Origin of the sequence: Chthonobacter albigriseus, from assembly GCF_013839445.1 — a bacterium.
Lineage (GTDB): Bacteria > Pseudomonadota > Alphaproteobacteria > Rhizobiales > Pleomorphomonadaceae > Chthonobacter > Chthonobacter albigriseus.
Map to the genome: position 1 here is coordinate 286,369 of NZ_JACDIT010000003.1, position 24,853 is coordinate 311,221.

16 protein-coding genes are annotated in these 24,853 nt (G+C 68.3%); 11 read left to right on the top strand and 5 right to left on the bottom strand.

The window, feature by feature from the left end; genetic code table 11:
* Positions 1–85 precede the first annotated feature (85 nt).
* Positions 86–4,069 (bottom strand): AsmA family protein, encoded by a 3,984-nt coding sequence (locus HZ321_RS11640; protein ID WP_181702510.1) that lies wholly within the window; start codon positions 4,067–4,069, stop codon positions 86–88.
* Complete coding sequence (locus HZ321_RS11645; protein WP_181702639.1) at positions 4,066–5,505, bottom strand: FAD-binding oxidoreductase; 1,440 nt, start codon at positions 5,503–5,505, stop codon at positions 4,066–4,068. The genes HZ321_RS11640 and HZ321_RS11645 overlap by 4 nt, the downstream gene beginning before the upstream one ends.
* Positions 5,506–5,716: 211 nt before the next feature.
* Here HZ321_RS11645 and HZ321_RS11650 point away from each other — a divergent pair, with 211 nt between their 5' ends.
* Both HZ321_RS11650 and HZ321_RS11655 read left to right on the top strand, forming a co-directional pair.
* A complete protein-coding gene (locus HZ321_RS11650) occupies positions 5,717–6,661 on the top strand; it encodes a TraB/GumN family protein (RefSeq protein WP_181702511.1) in 945 nt (314 codons plus the stop codon).
* A complete protein-coding gene (locus tag HZ321_RS11655; protein WP_342343841.1) occupies positions 6,658–7,134 on the top strand; it encodes a thioesterase family protein in 477 nt (158 codons plus the stop codon). Before HZ321_RS11650 ends, HZ321_RS11655 begins: the two co-directional genes overlap by 4 nt.
* A gap of 55 nt (positions 7,135–7,189) precedes the next feature.
* On the opposite strand, the gene HZ321_RS21500 is transcribed toward HZ321_RS11655, so the two are convergent.
* Positions 7,190–9,151, bottom strand: a complete 1,962-nt coding sequence (locus HZ321_RS21500; RefSeq protein ID WP_194304011.1) for a methyl-accepting chemotaxis protein — start codon at positions 9,149–9,151, stop codon at positions 7,190–7,192.
* Positions 9,152–9,413: 262 nt separating this feature from the next.
* Between HZ321_RS21500 and HZ321_RS11665 the strand changes: the two genes are divergently transcribed.
* On the top strand, positions 9,414–11,852 hold the full coding sequence (locus HZ321_RS11665) for an ATP-dependent helicase (protein WP_244635802.1): 2,439 nt from the start codon (positions 9,414–9,416) through the stop codon (positions 11,850–11,852).
* Between the two features lie 9 nt (positions 11,853–11,861).
* On the opposite strand, the gene HZ321_RS11670 is transcribed toward HZ321_RS11665, so the two are convergent.
* Positions 11,862–12,248: a PilZ domain-containing protein gene (locus tag HZ321_RS11670; protein WP_181702513.1), complete on the bottom strand. Its 387-nt coding sequence runs from the start codon at positions 12,246–12,248 to the stop codon at positions 11,862–11,864.
* Positions 12,249–12,428: 180 nt separating this feature from the next.
* On the opposite strand from HZ321_RS11670, the gene HZ321_RS11675 reads away from it, so the two are divergent.
* Positions 12,429–13,298, top strand: a complete 870-nt coding sequence (locus HZ321_RS11675; protein ID WP_181702514.1) for a 50S ribosomal protein L11 methyltransferase — start codon at positions 12,429–12,431, stop codon at positions 13,296–13,298.
* 7 nt (positions 13,299–13,305) lie between these two features.
* Here the strand turns inward: HZ321_RS11675 and HZ321_RS11680 are convergent, their stop codons facing one another.
* The gene (locus HZ321_RS11680; protein WP_206682771.1) at positions 13,306–13,518 is read right to left on the bottom strand and encodes a hypothetical protein; all 213 of its coding nucleotides are present in this window, start codon (positions 13,516–13,518) and stop codon (positions 13,306–13,308) included.
* Positions 13,519–13,787: 269 nt separating this feature from the next.
* Here HZ321_RS11680 and HZ321_RS11685 point away from each other — a divergent pair, with 269 nt between their 5' ends.
* The 7 genes from HZ321_RS11685 to HZ321_RS11715 all read left to right on the top strand — a co-directional run bounded on the left by HZ321_RS11685 (position 13,788) and on the right by HZ321_RS11715 (position 24,760).
* Entirely contained in the window at positions 13,788–15,599 is a 1,812-nt protein-coding gene (locus HZ321_RS11685; protein WP_244635803.1) for an aminopeptidase P family protein, read from the top strand.
* Positions 15,600–15,899: 300 nt separating this feature from the next.
* Entirely contained in the window at positions 15,900–16,835 is a 936-nt protein-coding gene (gene lpxC / locus HZ321_RS11690) for a UDP-3-O-acyl-N-acetylglucosamine deacetylase (protein WP_181702517.1), read from the top strand.
* Between the two features lie 205 nt (positions 16,836–17,040).
* A complete protein-coding gene (locus tag HZ321_RS11695) occupies positions 17,041–17,868 on the top strand; it encodes an outer membrane protein assembly factor BamD (protein WP_181702518.1) in 828 nt (275 codons plus the stop codon).
* A gap of 25 nt (positions 17,869–17,893) precedes the next feature.
* Complete coding sequence (gene recN, locus HZ321_RS11700; RefSeq protein ID WP_181702519.1) at positions 17,894–19,558, top strand: DNA repair protein RecN; 1,665 nt, start codon at positions 17,894–17,896, stop codon at positions 19,556–19,558.
* A gap of 567 nt (positions 19,559–20,125) precedes the next feature.
* Entirely contained in the window at positions 20,126–20,716 is a 591-nt protein-coding gene (locus HZ321_RS11705) for a LysE family translocator (RefSeq protein ID WP_181702520.1), read from the top strand.
* Between the two features lie 97 nt (positions 20,717–20,813).
* The gene (ligA, locus tag HZ321_RS11710) at positions 20,814–22,976 is read left to right on the top strand and encodes an NAD-dependent DNA ligase LigA (protein WP_181702521.1); all 2,163 of its coding nucleotides are present in this window, start codon (positions 20,814–20,816) and stop codon (positions 22,974–22,976) included.
* Between the two features lie 656 nt (positions 22,977–23,632).
* Positions 23,633–24,760 (top strand): extracellular solute-binding protein, encoded by a 1,128-nt coding sequence (locus tag HZ321_RS11715; RefSeq protein ID WP_181702522.1) that lies wholly within the window; start codon positions 23,633–23,635, stop codon positions 24,758–24,760.
* Positions 24,761–24,853: the final 93 nt, after the last annotated feature.

The following is a 24,853-nucleotide window of genomic DNA, read 5'->3' on the forward strand; positions in this document are numbered from 1 at the left end:
TCCGGATCACGGCTTTCTTGCGATAGGTTCGGCCGGCGGAAGACGGCCGCGACCGGCCCTCCCGTCCCGCCAGGGTGCCCTCGCCCTACTGCGCGGGAACGCTCACGCCCGGCAGCGCGCCGTCCGCGTCCTGCTGCGCCTTCAGGCTCCGCTGGATCCGCGCGAAGAAGTCGTCCGGCGATTCAGCGGTGCCGGCCGCGTCGGCGCCCTCCGGCGGCGGCAGGGCACGCTGTTCGATGCCGTCGCGGTCGCCCGCCGGCAGCCCGTCGGCAGGAGGATCGCCGAACGGCGAGGTGTCGAGCCCTTGCAGCGAACCGTCCGAGGGCTGGGCACGCGCCGCGCCTTCGGCTGCGAGGCGCTCGGCCTCCTGGCGGATCGCCTCTTCGATGGCGCGCTGTTCGGCCTCCATCTGTGCGGCCTCCTCCGCCTCCAGCCGCGCCGCCTCCTCGCGCGCAAGCCGTTCGGCCTCAAGGCGTTCCGCCTCCAGCCGCGCCGCCTCGTCGATCGCGCGTCGCTCCGACTGCACCCGCGCGGCCTCTTCGGCCTCCGCTCGGAGCCGCGCCTCTTCCTCGGCCCGACGCGCCTCCTCTTCGGCCCTCAGCCGCGCCTCCTCCTCGGCTCGGATCCGGCGCGTCACCTCCTCCTCGGTGCGGGCGATGCCTCGGCGCAGCGCCTCCTGCTCCAGGATGTCGGCCTGCATGATCTCCACCTTGCGCACCTCCTGTTCGAAGGAGCGCAGCGTCAGGTAGGCGGCGAACGCAGTCACATCCACGCTCCGCCGCGGCTCGTCGATCGGCCCGCGGAACAGGATCGCCACTTGCGGCACCGCCCCGGTCACCTTGTCGAGGCCCGGATCGATCGAAAACTGCCAGTCGCTCTCCACCGTCCAACGCGAAAGATCCGCCGTTCCGGTGCCTGATGTGGTCGCTCCGGCCGAGGTCACCGCGATGTTGGGCGCCCGCAAGGTTCCTGCCGCCAGCGTGAAGGCCGCCTCCAGCCGCTCGAACGCGAGGTCTCCGCTGTCGATGTTGGCGGTGAACACCTCGCGTATCTTCTCGTCGTTGAGGTCCAGCCCGCCTTCCACGGCGCGCATCACCGCCGAGAAGGCGTTCGGGTTCATCGATCGGATCGCCCCGTCGGCGAGTTGCACCGTTCCGCCGCCACCCAGCGAGGCGATCAGCCCCGCCACCGTCCGCCCGTTCGCGGCCATGTCGAAGTCCGCGTCCACCGTTCCGGAAACCACCGCCCGGTCGTCCCGTCTCCAGGCGAGCGCCTCGGCCGGAATTCCCGCCAGCCGGAACCGGCCGTCGACGGCGGCGCTGCCCTCCAGGTCGCGCTTCACCGAAACGGCGCCCTCCACCGTCCCGCCGGAGAGCACGCCCTTGATCTCGTCGAAGCCGAGGCTCGCGGCCGTGTTGCGCACCGCGAAAGCCGCGTTGTCCAGCGCAAGCCCAGCGGGCAGCTCCACCCGCCCCACGCTCAGCGAAACGTCCGTGTCGATGCCGTCGATCGCCCCGGCCCCGAACGGTGCTTCCGGCCACGGGTTGCGGCTCTCCACGATCGGCATCGCCAGCGTGCCCGGCCCGAGCGCCAGTTCCCCCAGCCCCTCCAGCGAAAGCGACGCCAGCGACAGCGTCCCCGTCACCCGCGGCCGGTCGGCTGAGAAGTCCACACCGATGTCGCCGTTCACCGGCTGCCCGTCGGCAGTGCCCTTCAGTTGCGCGATCCGTACCTTCGCCCCGTCCACCGCCACCTCGGCGGCAAGGTCTACCGGAGTCGTCGCCAGGAGGTCCGCCATCAGGTTCCCGCCCAGGGCCAGGATCGGCCCCACGTCCTCGCTCGAAAGCTCCACCGTCGAGCTCACCCGGGGCGCCTTGTTCTTTTCCGCCACCGTCGTCCCGGAAACGCTGAGCGCCGTCCCACCCAGCGAGCCGTTCGCCCTGAACGAAAGGCCGCGCGCGGGAACGCCCTCCGCCGCCACGTCCAGCCGCCCGCCCCCCGGCGCGCCGTTGTCTGCCACCGCGAAGCCGAGTTGGCGCATCAGCCTTGCGCCGTCCGGCCCTTGCAGCGCCACGTCGACGTCCACCGTCGCATCGTGCCAGGCGTCAACCCGCCCTGCGAAAGCCAGCTTGCCGGTCATCTGCGAACCGCCCGCCGACCCTTCAAGCGTCACGCCAAGGTCGGTGGAACTCTCCCCGCCTCGCGCCTGCACCACGGCGGTCAGCTTCGCCGGCGCCAGCACCGGCGCGGCCGTCGCCATCATTCGTGCCGCCTCCGACCCGGGCGCCAGCGCCCGGATCAGGGCTACCACCCCGTCCAGCCGCTCCGCCGAGATCTCCGCCTGCAGCGATCCGTCCGGCGTGGTGGACAGGTTGGTCACCGTCCCCGCCGCCGACAGCCGCGCGCCCGCGAGATCCCGGATCGCCAGCCGGTCCACCGACAGCGACCCGCCGGCGAGCGTCGCCCGAACGTCCACACCCTCCGCCCGCGCCTCGCCGGCCGTCAGCGACTTCGCCGTCATCTCCACGTCCACGTCGGCTCCGGCGAACGGACTTGAGCCGTCCTCGCCCGACGTCAGCCCAGCGATCGCCTGCACCTGCGCCACGTCCAGCTTGTCCGCGTCGAGCGCCAACCAGAGCCGCGGCGGCCGCCCGCCCTTGGACGGCACGAACCCGGCCTCGCCGGTCACCTCCGCCGGTCCGATCGACGCCTCCAGGTTCTTCAGCGTCACCCCGCCGGCCGAAATGCCGATCTGGCTCCGCCCGCGGAAGGCGTCCAGCTTGGTCGCCGGCCGGCCGGGATGCCACCACGACACCAGCGTCACCGGCTGTTCCGACGCGGCAGCCAACGTTCCCTCGAAGGACAGCTCGCCGTCCACCGTCACCATGCCCTGCGCCACCACGTCGGTGCGCCCCGGCAGCGCTGCCTCCAGCGTCTCCACGTGCCAACCGGTATCGGTGGTCGAAACATCGAGCCGGAGGTTCTGGACGATGCTGCCGCCCACCACGATGCCGGGGATGTCGAAGCCGATCCGCCCGGGGATCGGCGGCCGCGGCAGACCGGCGATCGTGCCGGACAGCGCCTTCAGCATCGTCCCGAACACCACCGGCTTGTCCGGCCCCTCACCCAGCGTGCGGTCGAGATCCAGCTGCCGCGCCGAAAGCACCGCGTCGAACACCGGCTCGGCCTGGTAGTCGACGGTCGCCGCGCCCGTGATCGTGAACGGCCGGTCCTCCGGCCCGTAGTGGAATTCAAGCTCCTTGGCGAGCAGCCGGGCGGGATCCGCCTCCGCCTTCGCCTCGACGCGCCAGGGCACCGTGTCCTGGTCGGTCTTCTCCATCACGCGGGAAAGCTGCAGCGTGCCTTCCCACTTCGGGCGGTTCTCCTCCACCCGAGCCTTGCCGTCGAAGCCGAAGCTCACCGGCTGGTTGGCCGGCGTGATCACGCCCTTCAGCACGATCGCCCCGTCGGCCTCGCGCGTGCCGGTCGATAGCCGCACGCCCACCGGCTCGCCGTCCACGGTCACGCTTCCGTCGAGCTTGTAGGGCCCGATCAGCGAACGGGCGTCGAGATGCGCGTTGATGTTCTCCACCGACAGCGGCGTCGTGTGCCGGGCATCCTCCAGCACCAGCCGGCCGCCGGCGATTTCCACCCGATCGAGCGACACCTGGTTCGGCTCGACCGGCGCACGGACGTTGTCGGTGATCCACTCGAAGCTGCCGTCCTCGGCCACCCGCACCGTCAGCTCCGGCTCGTCCAGCCGCATGTGCGTCACGGTGATCAGCCCGGAGAGCAGCGGGAACAGCTCCACCTCCAGGTCGAACCGGGCCACCGTCATCATCGGGTTGTCCGGATCGCCGATCGCCACATCGGTGAAGGCGAGCTTGGGATAGGGCAGCAGGCTCGCATCCGCCGTCCCCAGCACGTGCACGGGGTGGCCGAGCACGATCGCCGCGCGCTCCTCGAAGGCCGCGCGATAGGCGGTCCAGTCGATGAACAACGGCCCCACCAGCGCCGCTGCCAGCGCCAGGATGATCGTCAGGCCAACGCCGAAGTAGATCGAGTTCATCGTGTTCCGCTTTGCCCGGTCGTGTCGGGATCGTGCCGGGCCAGGATCTTGCCGGGGTTGAGGATGCCGAGGGGGTCCAGCGCCTGCTTCACGGCCCGCATCAGGCCGAGCGCCGCGCCGTGCTCCCGCGGCAAGTACTTGATCTTGCCCTGCCCCACCCCGTGCTCGCCGGTGCAGGTGCCGCCCATCTCGATCGCCCGCCAGTTCAGCCGCTCGATGAAACCGTCCGCCGCCGCGTTCATCGCCGCATCGGCCGGGTCGGTCAGCACCAGCACGTGGAAGTTTCCGTCACCCACATGGCCGACGATCGGCGCGATCAGCCCCGTCGCCGCGATGTCGTCCAGGGTTGCGGTCACGCAGGCCGCCAGCTGCGAGATCGGCACGCAGACGTCCGTGGAGGTGCCCTTCCAGCCGGGCTTCAGCCCAACCGACGCCCAATAGGCATCGTGCCGGGCCTGCCAGAGCCGCGTCCGCTCCTCCGCCTTCGTGGCGAACACGAACGGCCCGCCGCCGAAATCGGCCGCGATCCCGCCGAAGATCTCCGCCTGCTCGGCCACCCCGGCCTTGGTGCCGTGGAACTCCACGAACAGCGTCGGCGTCTCCTGAAGGTTCAGCTTGGAATAGGCGTTCACCGCTTGGATCTGCAGCGTGTCGAGAAGCTCGATCCGCGCCACGGGGATGCCTGCCTGGATCGTCGTGATCACCGTCTCGCAGGCCGCCTCCACGCTCGGGAACGGACAGACGCCCCCGGCGATCTCCTCAGGAATGCCCTGCAGCCGCAGCGTGATCTCGGTGATCACGCCGAGCGTTCCCTCCGAGCCCACCATCAGCCGCGTCAGGTCGTACCCGGCCGACGACTTGCGCGCCCGCGTCCCCGTCCGCACCACCTCGCCGCTGGCCGTCACAACCGTCAGCGCCAGCACATTGTCTTTCATGGTGCCATAGCGCACCGCATTGGTGCCCGACGCCCGCGTCGCCGCCATGCCGCCGATCGAGGCGTCCGCGCCCGGGTCGATCGGGAAGAACAGCCCGGTGTCGCGCAGCGTCTCGTTCAGCCGCTTGCGCGTCACGCCGGCCTCCACCGTGCAGTCCAGGTCCTCCGGCCGCACCGCCAGGATCCGGTCCATCCGCATCAGGTCGATCGAGATGCCGCCCGCCGGCGCGTTCACGTGCCCCTCCAGCGAGGTGCCCGTGCCGAACGGGATCACCGGCACGCGGTGCTCGGCGCAGAGCCGCACCACCGCCGCCACCTCCTCCGTTGAGGTCGCGAACACTACCCCGTCCGGCGGCTGATTCTCGATCCGCGTCGTCGTGTGCCCGTGCTGCTCGCGCACCGCCGCGGCGCGGCTGAACCGGTCGCCGAACCGCTCCGCCAGGGCAGCCGCCACGGCGCTGATTCCGCTCTCGTTTCTCGCCAGCCTCGCCACCACGCCCATATCACGCACTCCCACCGGATTGCAGCCGTCCCTCGACCGTCCGGTTATGTCGCAAAGACCCTACCAAACCCGCGCGCCTGACGCCAAAACCTTTGACGGCGACACCGCTTGTGCGCATGGTCTGGACCGGAGTGAGAGCCCGGCGGGGAATCGCGGCCTCCGCGATTCTGACGACAACGGGTCGGTCCTTCGCCTTGAGGAGACGCTGAGCTTGGTCCACGAAGGCCCCGCTGCGAGCCCGTCCGCGCCCGCCGTGCGGCGCCCCCCGCGCATCGCCGCCGGCTCGCTTCGCGCCAGCCTCGCCGCCGTTGCGCTCGCCGCCGCCCCGCTGCCCGCCACCGCCGAGCCGGCGCTCTGGGCCCTGCGCGACGCCGATTCCACGATCTATCTGTTCGGCACCTTCCACATCGTCAAGCCCGAAGCCGACTGGCTCACCCCCCGCGTCGCGGAGGCCATCAAGGAGAGCGGCTCGATCTGGATGGAGGTCAACCTGCTCGACGAGGCCGGTTCGCTCACCGTGGCGCTCGCCACGCTCGGCACCAGCCCCGATCGCCCGCTTTCCGCCCGCCTTTCGCCGGAGGACCTCGCCCGCGTCCGCGCCGCCGCCGACAAGGTCGGCCTGCCCTTCGCCACGTTGGAGCCCCTCCGCCCGTGGCTGGCGGCGATGACCATCTCGCAGAAGATCATGAAGGACGCCGGCTTCTCCGAGGCCGGCCCCGACGTCCAGCTCGCCTTGATGGCCAGTCAGAGCCGCACCCCGGTCCGCGCCTTCGAGAGCGCCCGCGAGCAGCTGGAGATCTTCTCCAACCTCAGCCCGGAGGCCGAGATCGCGGTTCTGCAGTCCACGCTCGACACCATCGACGCCGGACCGGCCATCATGGAGTCGATGTATCTCTCCTGGCTCACCGGCGACACCGAAGCCATCGACCGCGAGGTCCTGGAGCAGTTCCGCGACATGGGCCCGGAGGTCTATGCGCGCATGCTCACAGAACGGAACCGCCGCTTCGCCGATCGGATCCGCCAGATCCTCGACGGGTCCGGCACGCAGTTCGTCGCCGTCGGTGCGGCGCACCTGATCGGCGACGGCAGCGTCCAGTCCTTCCTTGCCGAACACGGCATCGAGACGGAACGCCTCGATCTCGGGCTGAAGCCGTGACGGACGGGATCTTCCAGGTCGCGGCTGCCGTCGAACCCGATTGGGTCGACTACAACGGCCACCTCAACATGGCCTACTACCACGTCATGTTCGACAGGGCTCTCGACCGGGCGCTCGACCACTTCGCCGTCGGCCCCGGCTATGCGCCGAAATCGCCGTGGACGGTGTTCACCGCCGAGGTCCACGTCCGCTATCTCGCCGAGGTGCTTCCCGCCGCCCGCCTTCGCGTCGACATCCTCGCCTTGGCCGTAGACGACAAGCGCCTGCACACCTTCCAGATGCTGCGCGACGCCGCTACCGGCCGCCTGCACGCCACCTCCGAGCAGATGCTCCTCCACGTCGGCCTGGAGACCCGCAAGGTCTCCCCCTTCCCCGCCGATGCCCGCGCCCGCCTCGAAACCTGGGTCGCAGAAAGCCTCGCCGCTCCCCGCCCCGAAGGCATAGGCCGCTCCATCGCCATGCCGAAACGCTGATCGGGCGCTCCCGAGGGAGCGCCCTTGCGTTGGCCGATGGCCCCGGCCGCGCCGATCAGGCGGCGTCGAGATCCCGGACGAAGGTTTCCACCACGCGTTTCAGGTCGGCGGCCTGCGCCGACAGACCGCCCGACAATGTCATCAGCTGCGACGATGCCGCACCGGTGGTTTCCGCTGCCCGCCCCACGCCGGAGATGGTGTCGGTCACCACGCCGGTGCCGATCGCCACATTCTGGCAGTTCGCGGCGATTTCCGAAGTCGCCGCGCCCTGCTGCTCCACTGCGCTGGCGATGTTGGAGGCGATGGTCTTCACCGCGTTCACCCGCTGCACGATCTCCTCGATCGACTTCACCGTGCCGCTTGTCGCCTGCTGGATCTCGTGGATCTTGCTGGAGATCTCGTCGGTGGCTTTGGCGGTCTGGGTTGCCAGTTCCTTCACCTCGCCGGCCACGACGGCAAAGCCGCGGCCGGTCTCGCCGGCTCGTGCGGCTTCGATCGTTGCGTTGAGGGCAAGCAGGTTGGTCTGGTCGGCGATTCCCTTGATCAGCGCCACGACGTCGCCGATCGCCGTCGCAGCTTCCGCCAGTCCGCGGACCCGCTCGGCCGAGTTGATCGCTTCGGCGTAGGCAGCTTCCGAAATCGTTGCCGAATGGGTCACCTGCACGCTGATCTCGCGCACGGAGGTCGCCAGTTCGTCCACCGACGATGCCACCGTCTGGACGTTCGCGGATGCTTCTTCAGCCGATCCGGACACCGCCTGCGCCTGCCGGGAAGTTTCCTCCGCGGTGGCCGAAAGATCCCGTGCTGCGGTCGACAGTTCGCTCGAGGCGCCCGCGAACCGGGCCGACATCTGCGCCATCGACGACACGAAGGACTGCGCGATCGCATTACGCCGGTCGAGCCTTGCGCGGTCGGTTGCTTCGATCTCCGCTTGCCGAGCCTGATGCGCCTCAGCCTCCATCAGGTTGGTCTGCAGCGTGGCGAGGGCCCGGGAAAGCGATCCGATCTCGTTGGAGAGCTCACCGCCCCCGATGGCGAGCCCCCGGTGACCATTGGCCAGCGAAGTCGCCACAGCCGCGGTGCCCGCCATCGCCCGCGAGATCGTGCGACCGATGCCCCAACCGAAAACCACCAGCACCAGGACGATCACCACGCCCGCTACGACCATTTCGGTCCAGGCCCGAGCCGCGACGGCGTCCATTTCGACCGCGACGGCGTGAGCGCCATCGGTTGCCCGGTCGACCACCGAATCCACTTCGGGCTCGAGCCGAGCGTACGCTTCCGACAGGACCTTCTGCTCGCTCACCATCTGCTTGGCCGCGTCCGCCCAGGCGCTGAAGGCGGTGACGTAGGCGTCGAGAAGGTCCGCAGGCACGACCGAACCCAGGTTCTCATCTTGAATAGCGGCCTTCAACGCGCCGGCCTTATCCAGCACCGCCGTCCGATACTCCTCTTCGCGGCGGAGCATGAAGTCCTTTTCGGACCGGCGGATTTCCAGCATGGCAACGCGCAGCTTGAGGTTCCCGACGCTTTTGATCTTCTCCTCGATCCCGCGGACTGCCGCACGGAGCCCGCCCTCGAAGCCGTCGTCCTTTGTAAGACCCATCGCCATGCGGGTCCGGGCGAGAGCATCGAAGGCCTCGATGTAGTGGGCGAGTTCCGTATCTATCTTGTCGAAGGTGGCCCCACTTGCCGGATCCAGCGCAGTCAGCGCCTGCCTGAGCTTGGCGCTGTCCGCCACGGCGACTTGGCTCGCGGCTTGATGGCTCTGCAGATACTTCGCATCGCTTCGCAACAGGAAGTCCTTTTCGTGGCGGCGAAGCTGCAGGAGGTCGATTTGCAGCTCATCGCCGCTACTGGCGGCTTCCTGCCACGCGGCCGTGGTGTCGGCGGCGGTCCGGAAGGCGTTGACCACGGACCCGGTCACACCCAGGCTGGCGACGATCCCCAGCAAGGCGGCACCGACCAGGAGACTGAGGGCGGCGGAGATTCGAAGGGACTGGAACAAGCGTGCCATCTGGCATCGTCCTTGGTAACGTTCAGACATCGTATCTTTTTCACAAAATGCTTAAATAAATCGGAATTATGCGTATTATATTGCATTATTTATCATAAGCATTTTCGTCGAACGTCACCCTACGGAAACCGGGAGAGCGGAGTGCCGGGCCGCAAGCGTCTGCACCCCCGCTGCTGACACCACCAGAAGCTATTCCACCGAATCGCAATCTGCCCCCCTCGCTCCTGCGGCGGCGTTGCTATATCGTTCTCCCATGCATCCGATGAAGAATCAGCCCGGACCGACGGGCGACGAGCCTGAAGATCGTCCGTCCGCCGGCATTGCCGCACGCGCCATGGCGGCCGCGGCTCCCCGGCCTGGCGGCTATCTCCAGGGCATGAACCCCGAACAACGCGAAGCCGTCGAGGCGCTCGACGGGCCGGTGCTCGTGCTGGCCGGAGCCGGCACCGGCAAGACGCGCGTCCTCACCACCCGCATCGCCCACATCCTCGCCACCCGCCGCGCCTTCCCCTCCGAGATCCTGTCGGTGACCTTCACCAACAAGGCCGCCCGGGAGATGAAGGAGCGTATCGGCAAGCTGGTCGGCGGCACCGTGGAGGGGATGCCCTGGCTCGGCACCTTCCACTCGATCGGCGTCAAGATGCTCCGCCGCCACGCCGAGCTCGCCGGTCTGAGGTCCGACTTCACCATCCTCGACACCGACGACCAGCTCCGCCTCATGAAGCAGCTGATCGTCGCCGAAGGCATCGACGAGAAGCGCTGGCCCGCCCGCCAGCTCGCCTCCGCCATCGACGGCTGGAAGAACAAGGGCCTGCGCCCGCACGAGATCCCCGAAGGCGAGGCGCGCGCCTACGTCAACGGCATGGGCCGCAAACTCTACGCCGACTACCAGGCTCGCCTGAAGGTGCTTAACGCCTGCGACTTCGGTGACCTCCTGCTCGAGACGCTGTCGGTCCTGCGCGACAACCCGGACGTCCTCGCCGAGTATCACCGCCGCTTCAAGTTCATCCTGGTCGACGAGTACCAGGACACCAACGTCGTCCAGTATCTCTGGCTGCGCCTGCTCGCCCAGGGCTCGCGGAACATCTGCTGCGTCGGCGACGACGACCAGTCGATCTACGGCTGGCGCGGCGCCGAGGTGGACAACATCCTGCGCTACGAGCGCGACTTTCCCGGCGCAAAGGTCATCCGGCTGGAGCGGAACTATCGCTCCACCAGCCACATCCTCGCCGCCGCCTCCCACCTCATCGCCCACAACGAGGCCCGTCTCGGCAAGACCCTCTTCACCGACGCCGACGGCGATCCGGACGATCCCAAGGTCCGCGTCGCCTCCGCCTGGGACTCCGAAGAGGAGGCCCGCTCCATCGGCGAGGAGATCGAGCGCTTCCAGCGCAAGGGCACCGGCCTCGACGACATCGCCATCCTCGTCCGCGCCTCCTTCCAGATGCGCGAGTTCGAAGAGCGCTTCATCACCATGGGGCTGCCCTACCGGGTGATCGGCGGCCCGCGCTTCTACGAGCGCCAGGAGATCCGCGACGCCCTCGCCTACCTGCGCATCGTCTCCCAGCTCGGCGACGACCTCGCCTTCGAGCGCATCATCAACACGCCCCGCCGCGGCATCGGCGACACCACCGTCCGCGTCCTCCACGAATACGCCCGCGCCAACCAGGTGCCGCTTACCCAGGCGCTTCGCGAGCTGATCGCCACCGAGGAGTTCAAGGGCAAGACCCGCCTCGCCCTGCGCGACTTCATCGACAGCGTCGACCGCTGGCGCGGCCAGCTCGACGCCATGAAGCACACCGATCTCGCCGAGCTCATCCTGGAGGAGAGCGGCTACACCGAGATGTGGCAGAACGACCGTTCCGCCGACGCCCCCGGCCGCCTGGAGAACCTCAAGGAACTGATCCGCGCCATGGATGGCTTCGACACCATGGGCGGCTTCCTGGAGCACATCTCCCTCGTCATGGACCGCGATGCCGCCGACGGCAACGAGGAGAAGGTCTCGGTAATGACCCTCCACTCCGCCAAGGGCCTGGAGTTCGACACCGTCTTTCTCCCCGGTTGGGAGGAGGGTCTCTTTCCCCACCAGCGCGCCCTCGACGAGGGCGGCCGGTCGGGCCTGGAGGAGGAGCGCCGCCTTGCCTACGTGGGGATAACCCGCGCCAAAAAGCGCTGCCTGATCTGGTTCGCCGCCAACCGGCGCATCCACGGATCGTGGCAATCGTCCCTCCCCTCCCGCTTCCTCGACGAATTGCCGGAAGCGCATGTTGAGGTCCAGGAGAGCCAGTCCAACTATGGCGGCTACAACAGCTACGTAGCCGGCTACGGCGCCGGAAAGGACGACTACACCGCCGCCGGAAAACGGAACCCCTACGGCGCCTCCCGCTTCGACCAGGTGGAGACCTTCAAGTCCTCCTACGAGACCCCGGGCTGGCAGCGCGCCCAACGCAACAAGTCCGGCCACGGCGGCTTCTCGTCGCCCTCCCAGAGCTACTCGGCACGCGGTGGGCCGCGGGTCATCGAGGGCGAACTGATTGCCAAGAGCATTGTTTCCGAAGCGAAATTCGCCACCGGCGAACGCGTCTTTCACGTCAAGTTCGGCTACGGAACCGTTGCCGTCGTGGACGGGAACAAGCTCACGGTCGACTTCGACAAGGCCGGCCAGAAGCGGGTCGTCGACAGCTTCCTGGAGCGGAAATAGGCCTCTGCGTCAGAGACCCCAGCGGACAGTGCCGATCGGCAGCCGCTGGTAGCGGCTCATCGCCTGCGCTCTGATCAGCGCCTGGATCTGTGCGACCTGTCTTGTATTGAACAGGAAACGCCAGCCCGTCTGATCGCTATCCCGCCAGACGAGCGCGGCACTGACCGTGAATCCGAGCGAAACGATAAAGATCTCCACCTTCTCCGGCCAGTCATGTGGCTCACCACATCTCAGCCGGAAACCTGTGAGACTGACATCGACCATCGCAGCCGGAACGTCGGTTCCATCCAATTTGACCCGGACCTGTGAAGAGCCGTGGTATCGCTTGGCCGCCCGGCGCTCCCGCACGGCGGCAGCATAGGTCGACCTGTACACGAACGATCGCAAGCTCTTCATCGAAAACTCTGCCGTCAGGATCGGACCGGGGGGACTGTACCGGTCACTTCTTGAGGAAGCTTGAACCCCGATCGATAAATTTCTCAATCGGCGCAGGATCCTGTGCCCACCCCGCCCCACTCTTGCCACCGGCCGATCCGCCCCCTAAACCAGCGCCAGATTGTCCCGGAAGGCCGCCTCATGCCCCAGTACCAGGTCCGAATCTCCGCCGATCGCGAGGAATCCGAGCGGATCGCCCGGCTGATCGAAGCAGCCTTCGAGGAGGAGGCGGTCACCGTCTCCTGGTTCGAGACGCCGGACGGCTGGACCGTCGACAGCTGGTTTTTCGGCGAGGATCCGGCCGAAATCGAGGCCAAGGTCCGCGATGTGCTGGGCTCCGATGCCTTCGGCGCGCCTCTCGAAGTCTTTGAAACGCCCGATCTTGACTGGGTCCGCCTCAGCCTGGAGGGCCTCAAGCCCGTCCTCGCCGGCCGCTTCGTCGTCTACGGCGCCCACGATCGCGACAACCTGCCCGCCGGCGCGATCGGGGTCGAGATCGAGGCCAACCAGGCTTTCGGCACCGGCCACCACCCGACCACCTGGGGCTGCCTAGTCGCCATCTCCCGGATCCTGCGCCTGCGCCGTTTCCGCAGCGTCCTCGACCTCGGCACCGGCTCCGCCGTGCTCGCCATCGCGGTCGCCAAGCTCACCCGCCAACCGGTGATCGCCAGCGACATCGACCCCGTCGCAGTCGAGATCGCCGCCGAAAACGCCCACCTGAACGGCGTCGGACGCCTCGTCCGGACGGTGGTCGCGCCCGGCCTCGCCCATCCCGCTCTTCGCGGCCGCGCCTATGATCTGGTGGTCGCGAACATCCTCGCCGCGCCGCTGCGCGAACTGGCCCCCGGCATCCGCGCCAACACAGCACCCGGCGCGATCCTCATTCTCTCCGGCATCCTCAACGAACAGGCCGCCGCCGTCCTCGCCGCCTACCGAGCGCAGGATTTCGTGCGGGTCGCCACCATTCGCAAGGACGTCTGGAGCACGCTCGTGCTGCGCAAGGCCGGTTGAATCACCGTCACAGGTTCAGCGACCTAACGCCCTCACGCTCCAGCATTTTCCGGCTGTAGCCGAGCGCCTCCAGCGCGCCGTCGTCGAGCGCCAGCAGATGCGGCTGAAGCGCATGCCGCGCCTGCCTCTCGCGCGAACCGAGCATCGCTTCGAAGGTCCGCCGGAACAGCCCTGCCCCGCGGGACGTGCGCAGGGCAGGATGGGCAAGGGTGCGGGCCATGGTCATCACCGGGTGCTGAAATCGTCATCAAAGAACCCGGAATCGGCGAAATGCGCCGTCCAGGTCCCGCCGAACCGAAAAAGATTCGGCTTTCGTCAATCTGGCGCCGACCCCGTCCTGCGACCAGTCATCCGACGGGAATGGCAGCCCTGCGCTTTGTGCAATGCAACACGATCTCCTCGCAGCGCACAACACGGCCCCGTCGCCGCCCGCTTGACCTCACCCCTCCCGCACCGCTTCATGGCGCCGATGCTTCCAGGAGATCTGCCTTGTTCCAGACGTTCGACGTGGTGTCCGATCCCTCCACCGGCCCCGCCCGCCTCAAGGCGCTGCGCAGCGAGCTGAAACGGCGCGGCCTCGATGGCTTCCTGGTGCCGCTCGCCGACGAGCACCAGGGCGAATACATCCCCGATTGCGCCAAGCGCCTCGCCTGGCTGACGGGTTTTGCCGGCTCGGCCGGCCTTTGCGTCGTCCTCGCCGACCAGGCTGCGATCTTCGTCGACGGTCGCTACACCCTCCAGGTCCGCGAGCAGGTCGACGTCTCGGCCTTCGAGCCGCGCCATCTGGTGGACGATCCCCCGCACCTCTGGCTCAAGTCGGCTGCCCCCGGAAAGCGGATCGGCTTCGACCCCTGGCTCCACACGGCCGGCGATGTCGAACGCTTCACCAAGGCGCTGGAAAGCGTCGGCGCCGCCTTCGTGCCCGTCGACGGCAATCCGGTCGACGCGATCTGGCCCGACCGACCGGCTCCGCCGGTCGGCGCGGTGACGCTGTTCCCCGAAGAGATCGCCGGGGAATCCGCCACGTCCAAGCTCGCCCGCGTCGGCAAGGCCGTCGCCGAGGCCGGAGCGGGCGCCAGCGTCATCACCCAGCCCGATTCGATCGCCTGGCTCTTCAACATCCGCGGCAGCGACGTGCCGCACACCCCGATGCCGCTTTCCTTCGCCATCGTCCCGGCCAGCGGCAAGCCGACGCTCTTCATCGACGGCCGCAAGCTCTCCAACAGCGTCCGCGCCGAGCTGTCCGCTCTCGCCGAGATCGCCGAGCCTGCCGCCCTGGAACCGGCGCTCACCGCCCTCGGCGCGGCAGCCACCAAGGTGCTCGCCGAGAAGGCCACCGCCGCCTACCGGATCGCCGACCTCGTCACAGCGTCTGGGGGCACCATCGTCGACGGTCGCGATCCGGTGACGATGCCGAAGGCGCGCAAGACCGACGCCGAACTCGCCGCCACCCGGCGCGCCCATATCCGCGACGGCATCGCGGTCACGCGCTTTCTCGCCTGGTTCGACCGCGAGGCGCCGAAAGGCCGTCTCACGGAGATCGCCGCTGCCGAGGCCCTGGAGCGCTTCCGCGCCGAAACCGGTGCCCTCAAGGACCTCTCCTTCGACACCATCTCCGGCGCAGGCCCCAACGCCGCCATCCCCCACTACCGCGTCTCCACGGCGAGCAACCGTCCGATTCGCGTCGGCGAGATCTACCTGATCGACTCCGGCGCCCAGTTCGAGGACGGCACCACCGATATCACCCGCACCGTCATCGTCGGCGAGCCGACGGCTGAGATGCGCGACCGGAACACCCGGGTCCTCGCCGGGCACATCCGCATCGCCATGGCCCGGTTTCCCAAGGGCACCACCGGCGCCCACATCGACATCCTCGCCCGGCAGCTTCTCTGGAACGCCGGCCTGGACTTCGACCACGGCACCGGCCACGGCGTCGGCGTCTACCTCTCCGTCCACGAGGGACCGCAGCGCATCTCCAAGGCCAGCCACGTCGCGCTCGAGCCTGGAATGATCCTGTCCAACGAGCCGGGCTTCTACAAGGCCGGCGAATTCGGCATCCGCATCGAGAACCTGGTCGTCGTCACGCTGCCATCGGAGATTTCCGGCGGCGAACGCCCGATGATGGGCTTCGAGACCATCACACTCGCCCCCATCGACCGGCGCCTGATCGACCCGGCGCTTCTTTCGGTCGACGAGCGGTCCTGGTTCGATGCCTACCACCGGTGGGTTTTCGACACGATCGCCCCTCACCTCGATGAGGCCGACCAGGCCTGGCTCGCGTCCGCCACCGCGCCGCTCTGAGACCGTCGCTCCGGAACCCTCTGGAGATCGTTGCAGCTTCAGCTTTCCCCGGCTTGGTCCGCGGTTCTGCTTGCTGGTGGTAACACTTTGTTAACAAACCCGTTTTGCTAAGTGCTTGGCGTAACAATCGGTAACAAACATTGATTTCAGGGATGGGCACCAGACGTGATTAATGGCCGTTGAAGGAAGTGGGTCCAAGACTCGCTTCACGAGTTGAGTGGGTTACGGGAGGGAATCCCGGCCACCTGCCGCGGGGGCGGTAGGTGGCGATCCCCCCAGGACAGGAAGCACGTGATCTCAATGCGGCACACGATCGGCAAACAGACGACCATCGCCCGGCGCACCGAACTGTCGGGAATCGGCGTCCACTCCGGCAAGCCCGCCACGATCACGCTGGTTCCCGCAGGCAACGACCACGGCATCGTCTTCGTCCGCACCGATCTGGAGCGCGAGGTCGAGATCCCCGCCCGCTTCGACCACGTGGTCGCCACCGAGCTCTGCACGGTGATCGGCGCCGCCGGCGCCTCGATCGCAACCATCGAACACCTGATGGCCGCCCTGCGTGCGCTCTCCGTGGACAACGTCCTCGTGGAGATCGACGGCCCCGAGATGCCGATCGTCGACGGCTGCTCGGCCGATTTCGTCGCCGCCATCGATGACGCGGGTGTCGTTTCGCTCGACGCGTCGCGCAAGGCCGTCCGCGTTCTTCGCACGGTCCGGGTCGAGAACGGCGACGCCTTCGCCGAATTGCTCCCCTACGAAGGCGCCCGCTACGACGTCACCATCGACTTCCCCACCGGCCTGATCGGCCGCCAGTCCTACGTGCTCGACCTCGACGCCGACACCTTCCGCGACGAGATCGCCCGCGCCCGCACCTTCGGCTTCATGAAGGATGTGGAGAAGCTCTGGAAGATGGGCTTCGCCATGGGTTCCTCGCTGGAGAACTCGGTCGCCATCGGCGACGACCGCGTTCTCAACCCCGAGGGCCTGCGCTGGAACGACGAGTTCGTCCGCCACAAGACACTCGACGCGGTGGGCGACCTCGCCCTCGCCGGCATGCCCTTCATCGGCCACTTCCGCTCCTACAAGGGCGGCCACAAGATGAACTGGCTGGTGCTCAAGGCCCTCTTCGCGGACGCCTCGAACTACGAGATAGTCGGCGAAACCGTCCGCCGCGCCCATTCTGCCGGTGCAGTGGGCGTGTCCGTCCCCGCCCTTTCGCCGCAGAAGGCCTGAGCCAGGCCGTCGCGGGGACGTTCTGCCGCCGCGTTGCCGCAATCCTCTGGAAAACAGGCTCGCAAGGCGTCGTCATGGCCGTGCGAACGCGCGTCCAGGGCCGTGACAGGCTCCGAACGTCCTGCTAGAACCCAACGGGTTCACGCTTCGGGTCGGGGCAGGAGCGTTCGACGTTGACCAATTCCGACGCCGCGATGGGGTCTTCATGAGGCAGTCGTTCCTTCGTATCGCGGTCGTCGCCGCCGCTCTTCTCTCGGCAATTCCGTTGAGCGGCTGCTCGTCCGACGAGCCGCTGGAGCCATTCGTCGAGATCCCCGCCGAGAAGCTCTACAACGAGGGAATCGCCTATCTCCAGCAGGGCGACTACCGGCGCGCCACCGAGCGATTCGAGGAAGTCGACAAGCAGCACCCCTATTCTGAGTGGGCGCGCAAGTCGCTGATCATGGCCGCCTACACCAACTACACCCGCGGCAACTGGGACGACGCCGTGATCTCGGCCAAGCGCTACAACGCGCTCTATCCCGGATCCGAGGACGCCGCCTACGCCCAGTTCATCATCGGCCAGTCCTACTTCAACCAGATTCCGGACGTCACGCGCGACCAGGAGATGACCCGCAAGGCCTTCGACGCCATGCAGGAGCTGGTCCAGCGCTATCCGGACAGCCCCTACGCCTCCGAGGGCAAGAAGAAGCTGGACATGGCCAAGGACCAGCTGGCCGGCAAAGAGATGGAGACCGGGCGCTTCTATCTCAACCGCAACAACTACATCGCCGCCATCAACCGCTTCCGCGTCGTGGTCACCGACTACCAGACCACCCGCCACGTCGAGGAGGCGCTGCAGCGCCTGACCGAGGCCTACTACGCCCTCGGCGTGGTCAACGAGGCGCAGACCGCCGCCGCCGTGCTCGGCCACAACTATCCGGACAGCCGCTGGTACAAGGACGCTTACACCCTGCTGCAGAGCAAGGGCCTGGAGCCGCGCGAGGACGGCAACTCCTGGATGTCCAAGGCGTTCAAGGCGGTTCTCGGCTGACGCCTTCGGAGGTGCCGCTCGCCCGATGCTGCAGACGCTGACGATCCGTGACATCGTCCTGATCGAGCGGCTCGACATCGAGTTTGCGCGCGGCCTCACCGTGCTGACCGGCGAGACCGGCGCCGGCAAGTCCATCCTCCTCGACGCCCTCTCGCTCGCTCTCGGCGGCCGGGGCGACGCCGGGCTCGTCCGCCACGGCGCCGACCAGGGCCAGGTCACCGCCGTCTTCGACGTCGCCGCCGCCCACCCCGTCCGCGCGCTCCTCGTCGACAACGACATCGACGATGACGGCGACCTCATCCTGCGCCGCGTCCAGACCGCCGACGGCCGCACCCGCGCGTTCGTCAACGACCAGGCCGTCAGCGCCGGTCTCCTGCGCCAGATCGGCGCCCGCCTCGTCGAGATCCACGGCCAGCACGACGACCGCGCGCTCGTCGATCCCGCCGAGCACCGCTCGCTCATCGATGCCTTCGGCGGCCTGGAGGCGGACGTCGCCGCCGTCGCGGTTGCTTTCCGCGCCTGGCGCACCGCGGAGAAGACACTCGCCGACCTGCGCTTCCGCATCGAAGCCGCCCGCCGCGAGGCGGACTACCTGCGCAATGCCGTGGAAGAACTCGGCAAGCTGGCGCCCGCCCCCGGCGAGGAAACCGAACTCGCCGAGCGGCGCAGCCACATGATGCGCGCCGAGAAGGTGGCCGGCGACCTCCGCGAGGCCTACGACCAGCTGAACGGCTCCGGCTCCCCCATCCCCGAGCTCGCCAGCCTGCTCCGCCGCCTGGAGCGCAAGGCCGAGCTCGGCGCGATGCTCGCCGAGCCCATGACCGCCCTCTCCACCGCCCTCGACAGCCTGGAGGAAGCCCGCGTCGGCTTCGAGGTGGCGCTGCGCGATGGCGCCTACGATCCCGCCGACTTGGAGCGCACCGAAGAGCGGCTGTTCGCCATTCGCGCTGCCGCCCGCAAGTACTCCGTCCAGCCCGATGAGCTCCCCGTGATTGCCGCCCGCATGGCTGCCGATCTGGCCGATCTCGACGCCGGGGAGGACCGCCTCGCCGCCCTCGAGAAGGAGAGCGTGGCGGCGCGCCAGACCTACGACGCCGCCGCCCGCGCACTCACCGCCAAGCGCCTGGTCGCCGCCCGCCACTTGGAGGAGGCCGTCGCCCACGAGCTGCCCTCCCTCAAGCTGGAGCGCGCCCGCTTCATCGTCGAAGCCTCGTCCGACGCTGAAAACCGCACCGCCGACGGCGTCGACACCATCGAGTTCTGGGTGCAAACGAACCCCGGCACCCGCCCCGGTCCGATGATGAAGGTCGCCTCCGGCGGCGAGCTGTCCCGCTTCCTGCTCGCCCTCAAGGTCTCGCTCGCCGACAAGGGCTCCGCGCCGACCCTCGTCTTCGACGAGATCGACACCGGCGTCGGCGGCGCTGTCGCCGAGGCCATCGGCACCCGCCTCGCCCGCCTGTCCGACCGGGTCCAGGTACTCTCCGTCACCCACGCGCCGCAGGTCGCCGCCCGTGCGCTCAGCCACCTTCTGATCGCCAAGGAGGCCGTCGACGCCGGCGCCCGCGTCGCTACCCGGGTGACGCCCATCGCCGCCGCCGACCGCCGCGAGGAGATCGCCCGCATGCTCGCCGGCAGCCGCATCACCGAAGAAGCCCGCGCCGCCGCCGACAAACTGATCGCCGGCGAATAACCCACCACCTGCCCATGGCGGGCCAGCAGGGTGGCCAAGGGGAGCAGACAGTCGGCTGTCGGACAGCCGGGCATCGTCAGTCAGGCATCGGCAGTCGGGCCCTCCCCTTCTCGCCGTCATGGTCCGCGCAGGCGGACCAGCTCTCCCCCTCTCGCCGTCATGGTCCGCGCAGGCGGACCAGCTCTCCCCTTCTAGCCGTCATGGTCCGCGCAGGCGCCCCCCCCCCTGCGCCGTCATGGTCCGCGCAGGCGGACCAGCTCTCCCCCTCTCGCCGTCATGGTCCGCGCAGGCGGACCACCCACGCATTTTTCCGGGACGATGCTCCATCGGCAAAGACGACACCCGGCGGCCGCCACAAAGTCGTGGGTGGTCCGCCTCCGCGGACCATGACGAATATGCGAAACGGCTTCATGCCGACCGCCGATCGCCCACCGCCCACCACTCACCACCTACTCCCCACTGCCTACCACCTACCGCCGATCGCCAACCGCCCACTACCGAAGCCCGACCACCCCCCTTTTGCGCTCCGTCAAACGCCCCGGCCTCCACCCGTGCTAGCTTCCCCCCATGCACGACCTCCTGACCTTCGCCCTCGCCGTTCTTGCCTTGCTCGCCACGCCCGGGCCGACCAACACGCTTCTCGCCGCCTCCGGCGCCACGGCCGGGCTGCGCTGGTCGCTGCGCCTGGTTCCTTGCGAGATCGCCGGCTACGTCCTTTCTATTGCGATCCTCACGATTGTCGTCGGGCCCCTCGTCGCCGGCCATCCCGCCTTCTCCGCTGCGCTCCGGCTGGCGGCCGCCGCCTACCTCTCCTGGTCCGCCGTCGTCTTGTGGCGGTCCGCCGCCGACAGCTTCGCCCACGCCCCCCGCCCGGTGACGCCGCTCCGCGTCTTCGTCACCACCCTCCTCAACCCGAAGGCGCTCGTCTTCGCCTTCGCGGTCTTCCCCGCCCTGCCGCTCCCGGAGATCGCCCCCTACGCCGCGCTCTTCCTGTCCGCGGTCGTTGTCGTCGGCACCGGCTGGATCATTGTCGGCCAGGTTCTTGTCCGCTCCGCCGGATCGACCGCGACGCCGCGCCTCGTCACCCGTGTTTCCGCGATCGTGCTGGCCGTCTTCGCCACGCTGATCGCCGGCACCGCCGTCGCCGCCGCCCTTTGAGGCAACCGCCGACCGGCCGCGCCCTACCCTCTTGCCCCACCCGGCAATCCCACGTCTAAATCCCCGGCCGGAATCGCGTTGCAAGCCGAGGTTACCCGTGTCGGACGTCTCCCTCTCCGAAAAGCCCGTCGAAGAGCTCACATTGGAGGAGGCCGCCGCGGAACTGGAGCGCCTCTCCGCCGAGATCGCCCATCACGACCGCCTCTACCACGGTGAGGACAACCCGGAGATCACCGACGCGGCCTACGACGCGCTGAAGAACCGCAACCTCGCGATCGAGGCCCGCTATCCGGACCTCGTGCGCGACGACAGCCCCTCCCGCCGCGTCGGCGCGACGCCGTCCGCCGCCTTCGCCGAGGTCCGCCATTCCAGGCCGATGCTGTCGCTCGACAACCTCTTCACCGACGAGGATGTCCTCGATTTCGTCGAGCAGGTGCGCCGCTTCCTCGGTCTGCCCGCCGACCGGATCCCCGTCTTCACCGCCGAGCCCAAGATCGACGGCCTGTCGCTCTCCATCCGCTACGAAAAAGGCCGGCTCGCGGTCGCCGCCACCCGCGGCGACGGGCTGACCGGCGAGAACGTCACCGCCAACGTGCGCACCATCGCCGACATCCCCGAGCGGCTCCCGGCTGGCGTGCCCGACGTGGTGGAGGTGCGCGGCGAGGTCTACATGGGCCGCGGCGACTTCTTCGCCCTCAACGAGCGCATGCGCGAGGAGACCGGCAAGGTCTTCGCCAACCCGCGCAACGCCGCCGCCGGCTCGCTGCGCCAGCTCGATCCGGCGATCACCGCCCGGCGGCCGCTGCGCTTCTTCGCCTATGCCTGGGGCGACCTGCCCCGCCTGGCGGACACCCAGTACGACACGGTCCGCCTGTTCGAGACCTGGGGCTTCAAGACCAACCCGCTGATGGTCCGCTGCGCCACCGTAGACGAGCTCGTCGCCCATTACCGCCGCATCGAGGCCGACCGCGCCAGCCTCGACTACGACATCGACGGCGTCGTCTACAAGGTCGACGACCTCGCCCTGCAGGAGCGCCTCGGTTTCCGCTCCCGCAGTCCGCGCTGGGCCACCGCCCACAAGTTCCCCGCCGAGCGCGCCTTCACCACGCTGAAGGACATCGAGATCCAGGTCGGCCGCACCGGCGCCCTCACCCCCGTAGCCAAGCTGGAGCCGGTCACCGTCGGCGGCGTCGTCGTTTCCAACGCCACCCTCCACAACGAGGACTACATCAAGGGCATCGGCACCTCCGGCCAGCCGATCCGCGAGGGCCGCGACATCCGCGTCGGCGACACCGTCATCGTCCAGCGCGCCGGCGACGTCATCCCCCAGATCGTCGACGTCGTGCTCGACAAGCGCCCGCCGGACGCAGAGCCCTACGCCTTCCCCACCCTCTGCCCGCGCTGCGGCAGCCACGCCGTCCGCGACGTCAACGAGAAGACCGGCCGCGTCGACGCCGTCCGCCGCTGCACCGGCGGCCTCGTCTGCCCGGCCCAGCAGGTGGAGAAGCTGAAGCACTTCGCCTCCCGCCACGCCTTCGACATCGAGGGCCTCGGCGACAAGCAGATCGAGTTCTTCCACGCCCTCGAAGACGACAACCTGTCCATCCGCGAGCCCGCCGACATCTTCACCCTGAAGGCCCGCGAGGCTGGCTCCTTCCGGCGCCTCAAGGACTTCCCCGGCTTCGGCGCCACCTCCGTCAAGAACCTCTTCGACGCCATCGACGCCCGCCGCCGCATCGCGCTCAACCGGCTGATCTTCGGCCTCGGCATCCGCCACGTCGGCGAGACCACCGCCAAGCTCCTCGCCCGCGCCTACGGCACCTGGGACCACTTCGCCGAGGAGATGCAGGCCGCCGCCGACCGCAGCTCCGACGCCTGGCGCGGCCTCAACGCCATCGACGGCATCGGCGAGGTGGTGGCCGACGCCGTGGTCGACTTCTTCGCCGAGGCGCACAACCTGGAAGCCGTCGCCCGCCTCCTCAACGAGATCGAGCCGGAACCCATGGAGGCCCCCGTCGCCGTCGACAGCCCGGTCGCCGGCAAGACCGTCGTCTTCACCGGCTCGCTGGAAAAGATGACCCGCGACGAAGCCAAGGCCACCGCCGAGCGCCTCGGCGCCAAGGTCGCCGGCTCCGTCTCCAAGAAGACCGACCTCGTCGTCGCCGGCCCTGGCGCCGGCTCCAAACTCGCCAAGGCAACGGAGTTCGGCATCGAGGTGATCGATGAGGACGCGTGGCTGGCGCTCGTCGAGGGGCTGTGACGGAGCAGCCCAGCCCCACGCGTCATGGTCCACGCCGGGGGACCACCCACGCGTCGATCTCCCCCGCTCCGCCGACCAGCTAAGCCTGGTACGGACGAAATCGCACCACCCCCTCTAATCATGGTCCGCGCAAGCGGACACCGACGCATTTACCCTCTCACTCCGACCCCATGCCGAGAAGCGGATGAGCTCACAAGGTCGCGGATGGTTCGCCTGCGCTGACCAAAACGCATGAGCAGAGAAAGACAGCGTCGATCGAACTCTGCACGTCGTCCAAGCTGTCGCGGGAATGATGAAACCGAAGCCCGCCCGCGCCCGCCCCGAGGCCCTTCCGGTGGCCGGATTCCGACCCTCAGGACGGCATGCCGTGCCAGCTCTCGCCGCACACTGTGATCTGAACGCAATGAACGAGCCGCTCCAGCGTCTCCGTATCCTGACGCCGTCGCGAAACCGTGTGCACGATTGCGTACGATCTGACTTCGTCCTTTTGTGAACAGATATTCATCACATGCCGCGAAAAACAGCCATCCCGCGGGAAGCAGGGGGCGGCAGACCCGGCATGATCGAGCGATTCCACGCATGGCACGGAGCGTGCTTGGAGATGTTTTGCATGCACTATCGCATGCAGATTCCTCTCCCATCAGGAGTCCCGTGCAGTGCCCAAGCCCTTCCTTCCTGACCTCAGCCGACGCGGTTTCCTCAAGGCCGGCGCCGCTGCCGGCGCGCTCGCCGCCACCTCCCGCTGGTCGCCGGCTCTTGCCGACGAGCCCGGCGTGCTGAACTACCTCTCCTGGCCCGGCAACGCCGATCCCTACCTCGTCGAGGCCTTCGAGAAGGAGAACAACTGCAAGATCCGCATCAAGGAGTATGTCGGCGGCGACCAGATGCTGGCCGTCATCAACCAGTCCCCGCCCGGCTCCTTCGACGTGGTTCTCGCCGATGCCGAGTACATGCATCTTCTGCACGAAGCCGACTTCATCGAAGAGCTCGATCCCGCCGACTATCCCCTGCAGGACTACTGGCCCGAGTTCCAGAAGTTCCCGCTGCACTGGTTCGATGACAAGCTATACGGCGTGATGACCGACTTCGGCTATCTCGGCCTCAGCTACAACACCAGCATCTACAAGCCGGAGGAGCTCTCCTCCTACGCCGCGATGTGGGCGGAGAAGGCCAAGGGCAAGGTCGGCTTCTTCGACTGGTACCTGCCGTCGATGGGCTGCGTCAGCCTCTCCAACGGCAACCGCCCGCCGTTCGACATCGACGGCGACAAGTTCGAGGCGCTGAAGGAGAAGCTGTTCTCCCTGAAGCCCCAGGCTTCGGGCTTCTACACCATCGCCGACATCTTCTCCTCGCTGACCAACGGCCAGGCGCATCTGATCCCGGGCATCGGCGAGTGGATCACGCTCGGCCTGCGCCAGAGCGGCGTGCCCGTCGATACCATCATCCCCGAGGAGGGCGGCCTGCAGTGGACGGAGTCGCTCTCGATCGTGAAAGGCACGCCGAAGAAGGACCTCGCCCGCAAGTTCATCCAGTACACCGCCTCGCCGCAGGGGCAGGTGCTGCAGGCGACCAAGGTGGACAACAAGAAGTCCATCCCCTCGATCGCGGGCTGGAAGCTTCTCAACGAGACGATGCCCAAGGAGGCCGAGATCCTGCGCCTGCGCCTCGACGCGCCGAACGTCATGGACGAGTACAAGGCCAAGAAGATCCAGTTCCGCCAGCTGCCGTCCCAGCAGTCGATCGAGGAGTGGAACGACGTCTGGAGCGAGTTCAAGAGCCTCTGATCCAGGGCGCGGATCGTCCCGATCGACCGGGACGATCCGCACCGGGGCCCGCCCGATCGGGCGCCGGCCTTGGTCGCTGCGATCGCGTGAATT

What these genes read in the sequence shown, in the direction of transcription:
- HZ321_RS11680 (WP_206682771.1), bottom strand. Translation starts at nt 13,518, where the DNA reads ATGGCCCGCACCCTTGCCCATCCTGCCCTGCGCACGTCCCGCGGGGCA.
- HZ321_RS11705 (WP_181702520.1), top strand. Translation starts at nt 20,126, where the DNA reads ATGCACGACCTCCTGACCTTCGCCCTCGCCGTTCTTGCCTTGCTCGCC.
- HZ321_RS21500 (WP_194304011.1), bottom strand. Translation starts at nt 9,151, where the DNA reads ATGGCACGCTTGTTCCAGTCCCTTCGAATCTCCGCCGCCCTCAGTCTC.
- recN (WP_181702519.1), top strand. Translation starts at nt 17,894, where the DNA reads ATGCTGCAGACGCTGACGATCCGTGACATCGTCCTGATCGAGCGGCTC.
- lpxC (WP_181702517.1), top strand. Translation starts at nt 15,900, where the DNA reads ATGCGGCACACGATCGGCAAACAGACGACCATCGCCCGGCGCACCGAA.
- HZ321_RS11640 (WP_181702510.1), bottom strand. Translation starts at nt 4,069, where the DNA reads ATGAACTCGATCTACTTCGGCGTTGGCCTGACGATCATCCTGGCGCTG.
- HZ321_RS11675 (WP_181702514.1), top strand. Translation starts at nt 12,429, where the DNA reads ATGCCCCAGTACCAGGTCCGAATCTCCGCCGATCGCGAGGAATCCGAG.
- HZ321_RS11665 (WP_244635802.1), top strand. Translation starts at nt 9,414, where the DNA reads ATGAAGAATCAGCCCGGACCGACGGGCGACGAGCCTGAAGATCGTCCG.
- HZ321_RS11695 (WP_181702518.1), top strand. Translation starts at nt 17,041, where the DNA reads ATGAGGCAGTCGTTCCTTCGTATCGCGGTCGTCGCCGCCGCTCTTCTC.
- HZ321_RS11645 (WP_181702639.1), bottom strand. Translation starts at nt 5,505, where the DNA reads ATGGGCGTGGTGGCGAGGCTGGCGAGAAACGAGAGCGGAATCAGCGCC.
- HZ321_RS11670 (WP_181702513.1), bottom strand. Translation starts at nt 12,248, where the DNA reads ATGAAGAGCTTGCGATCGTTCGTGTACAGGTCGACCTATGCTGCCGCC.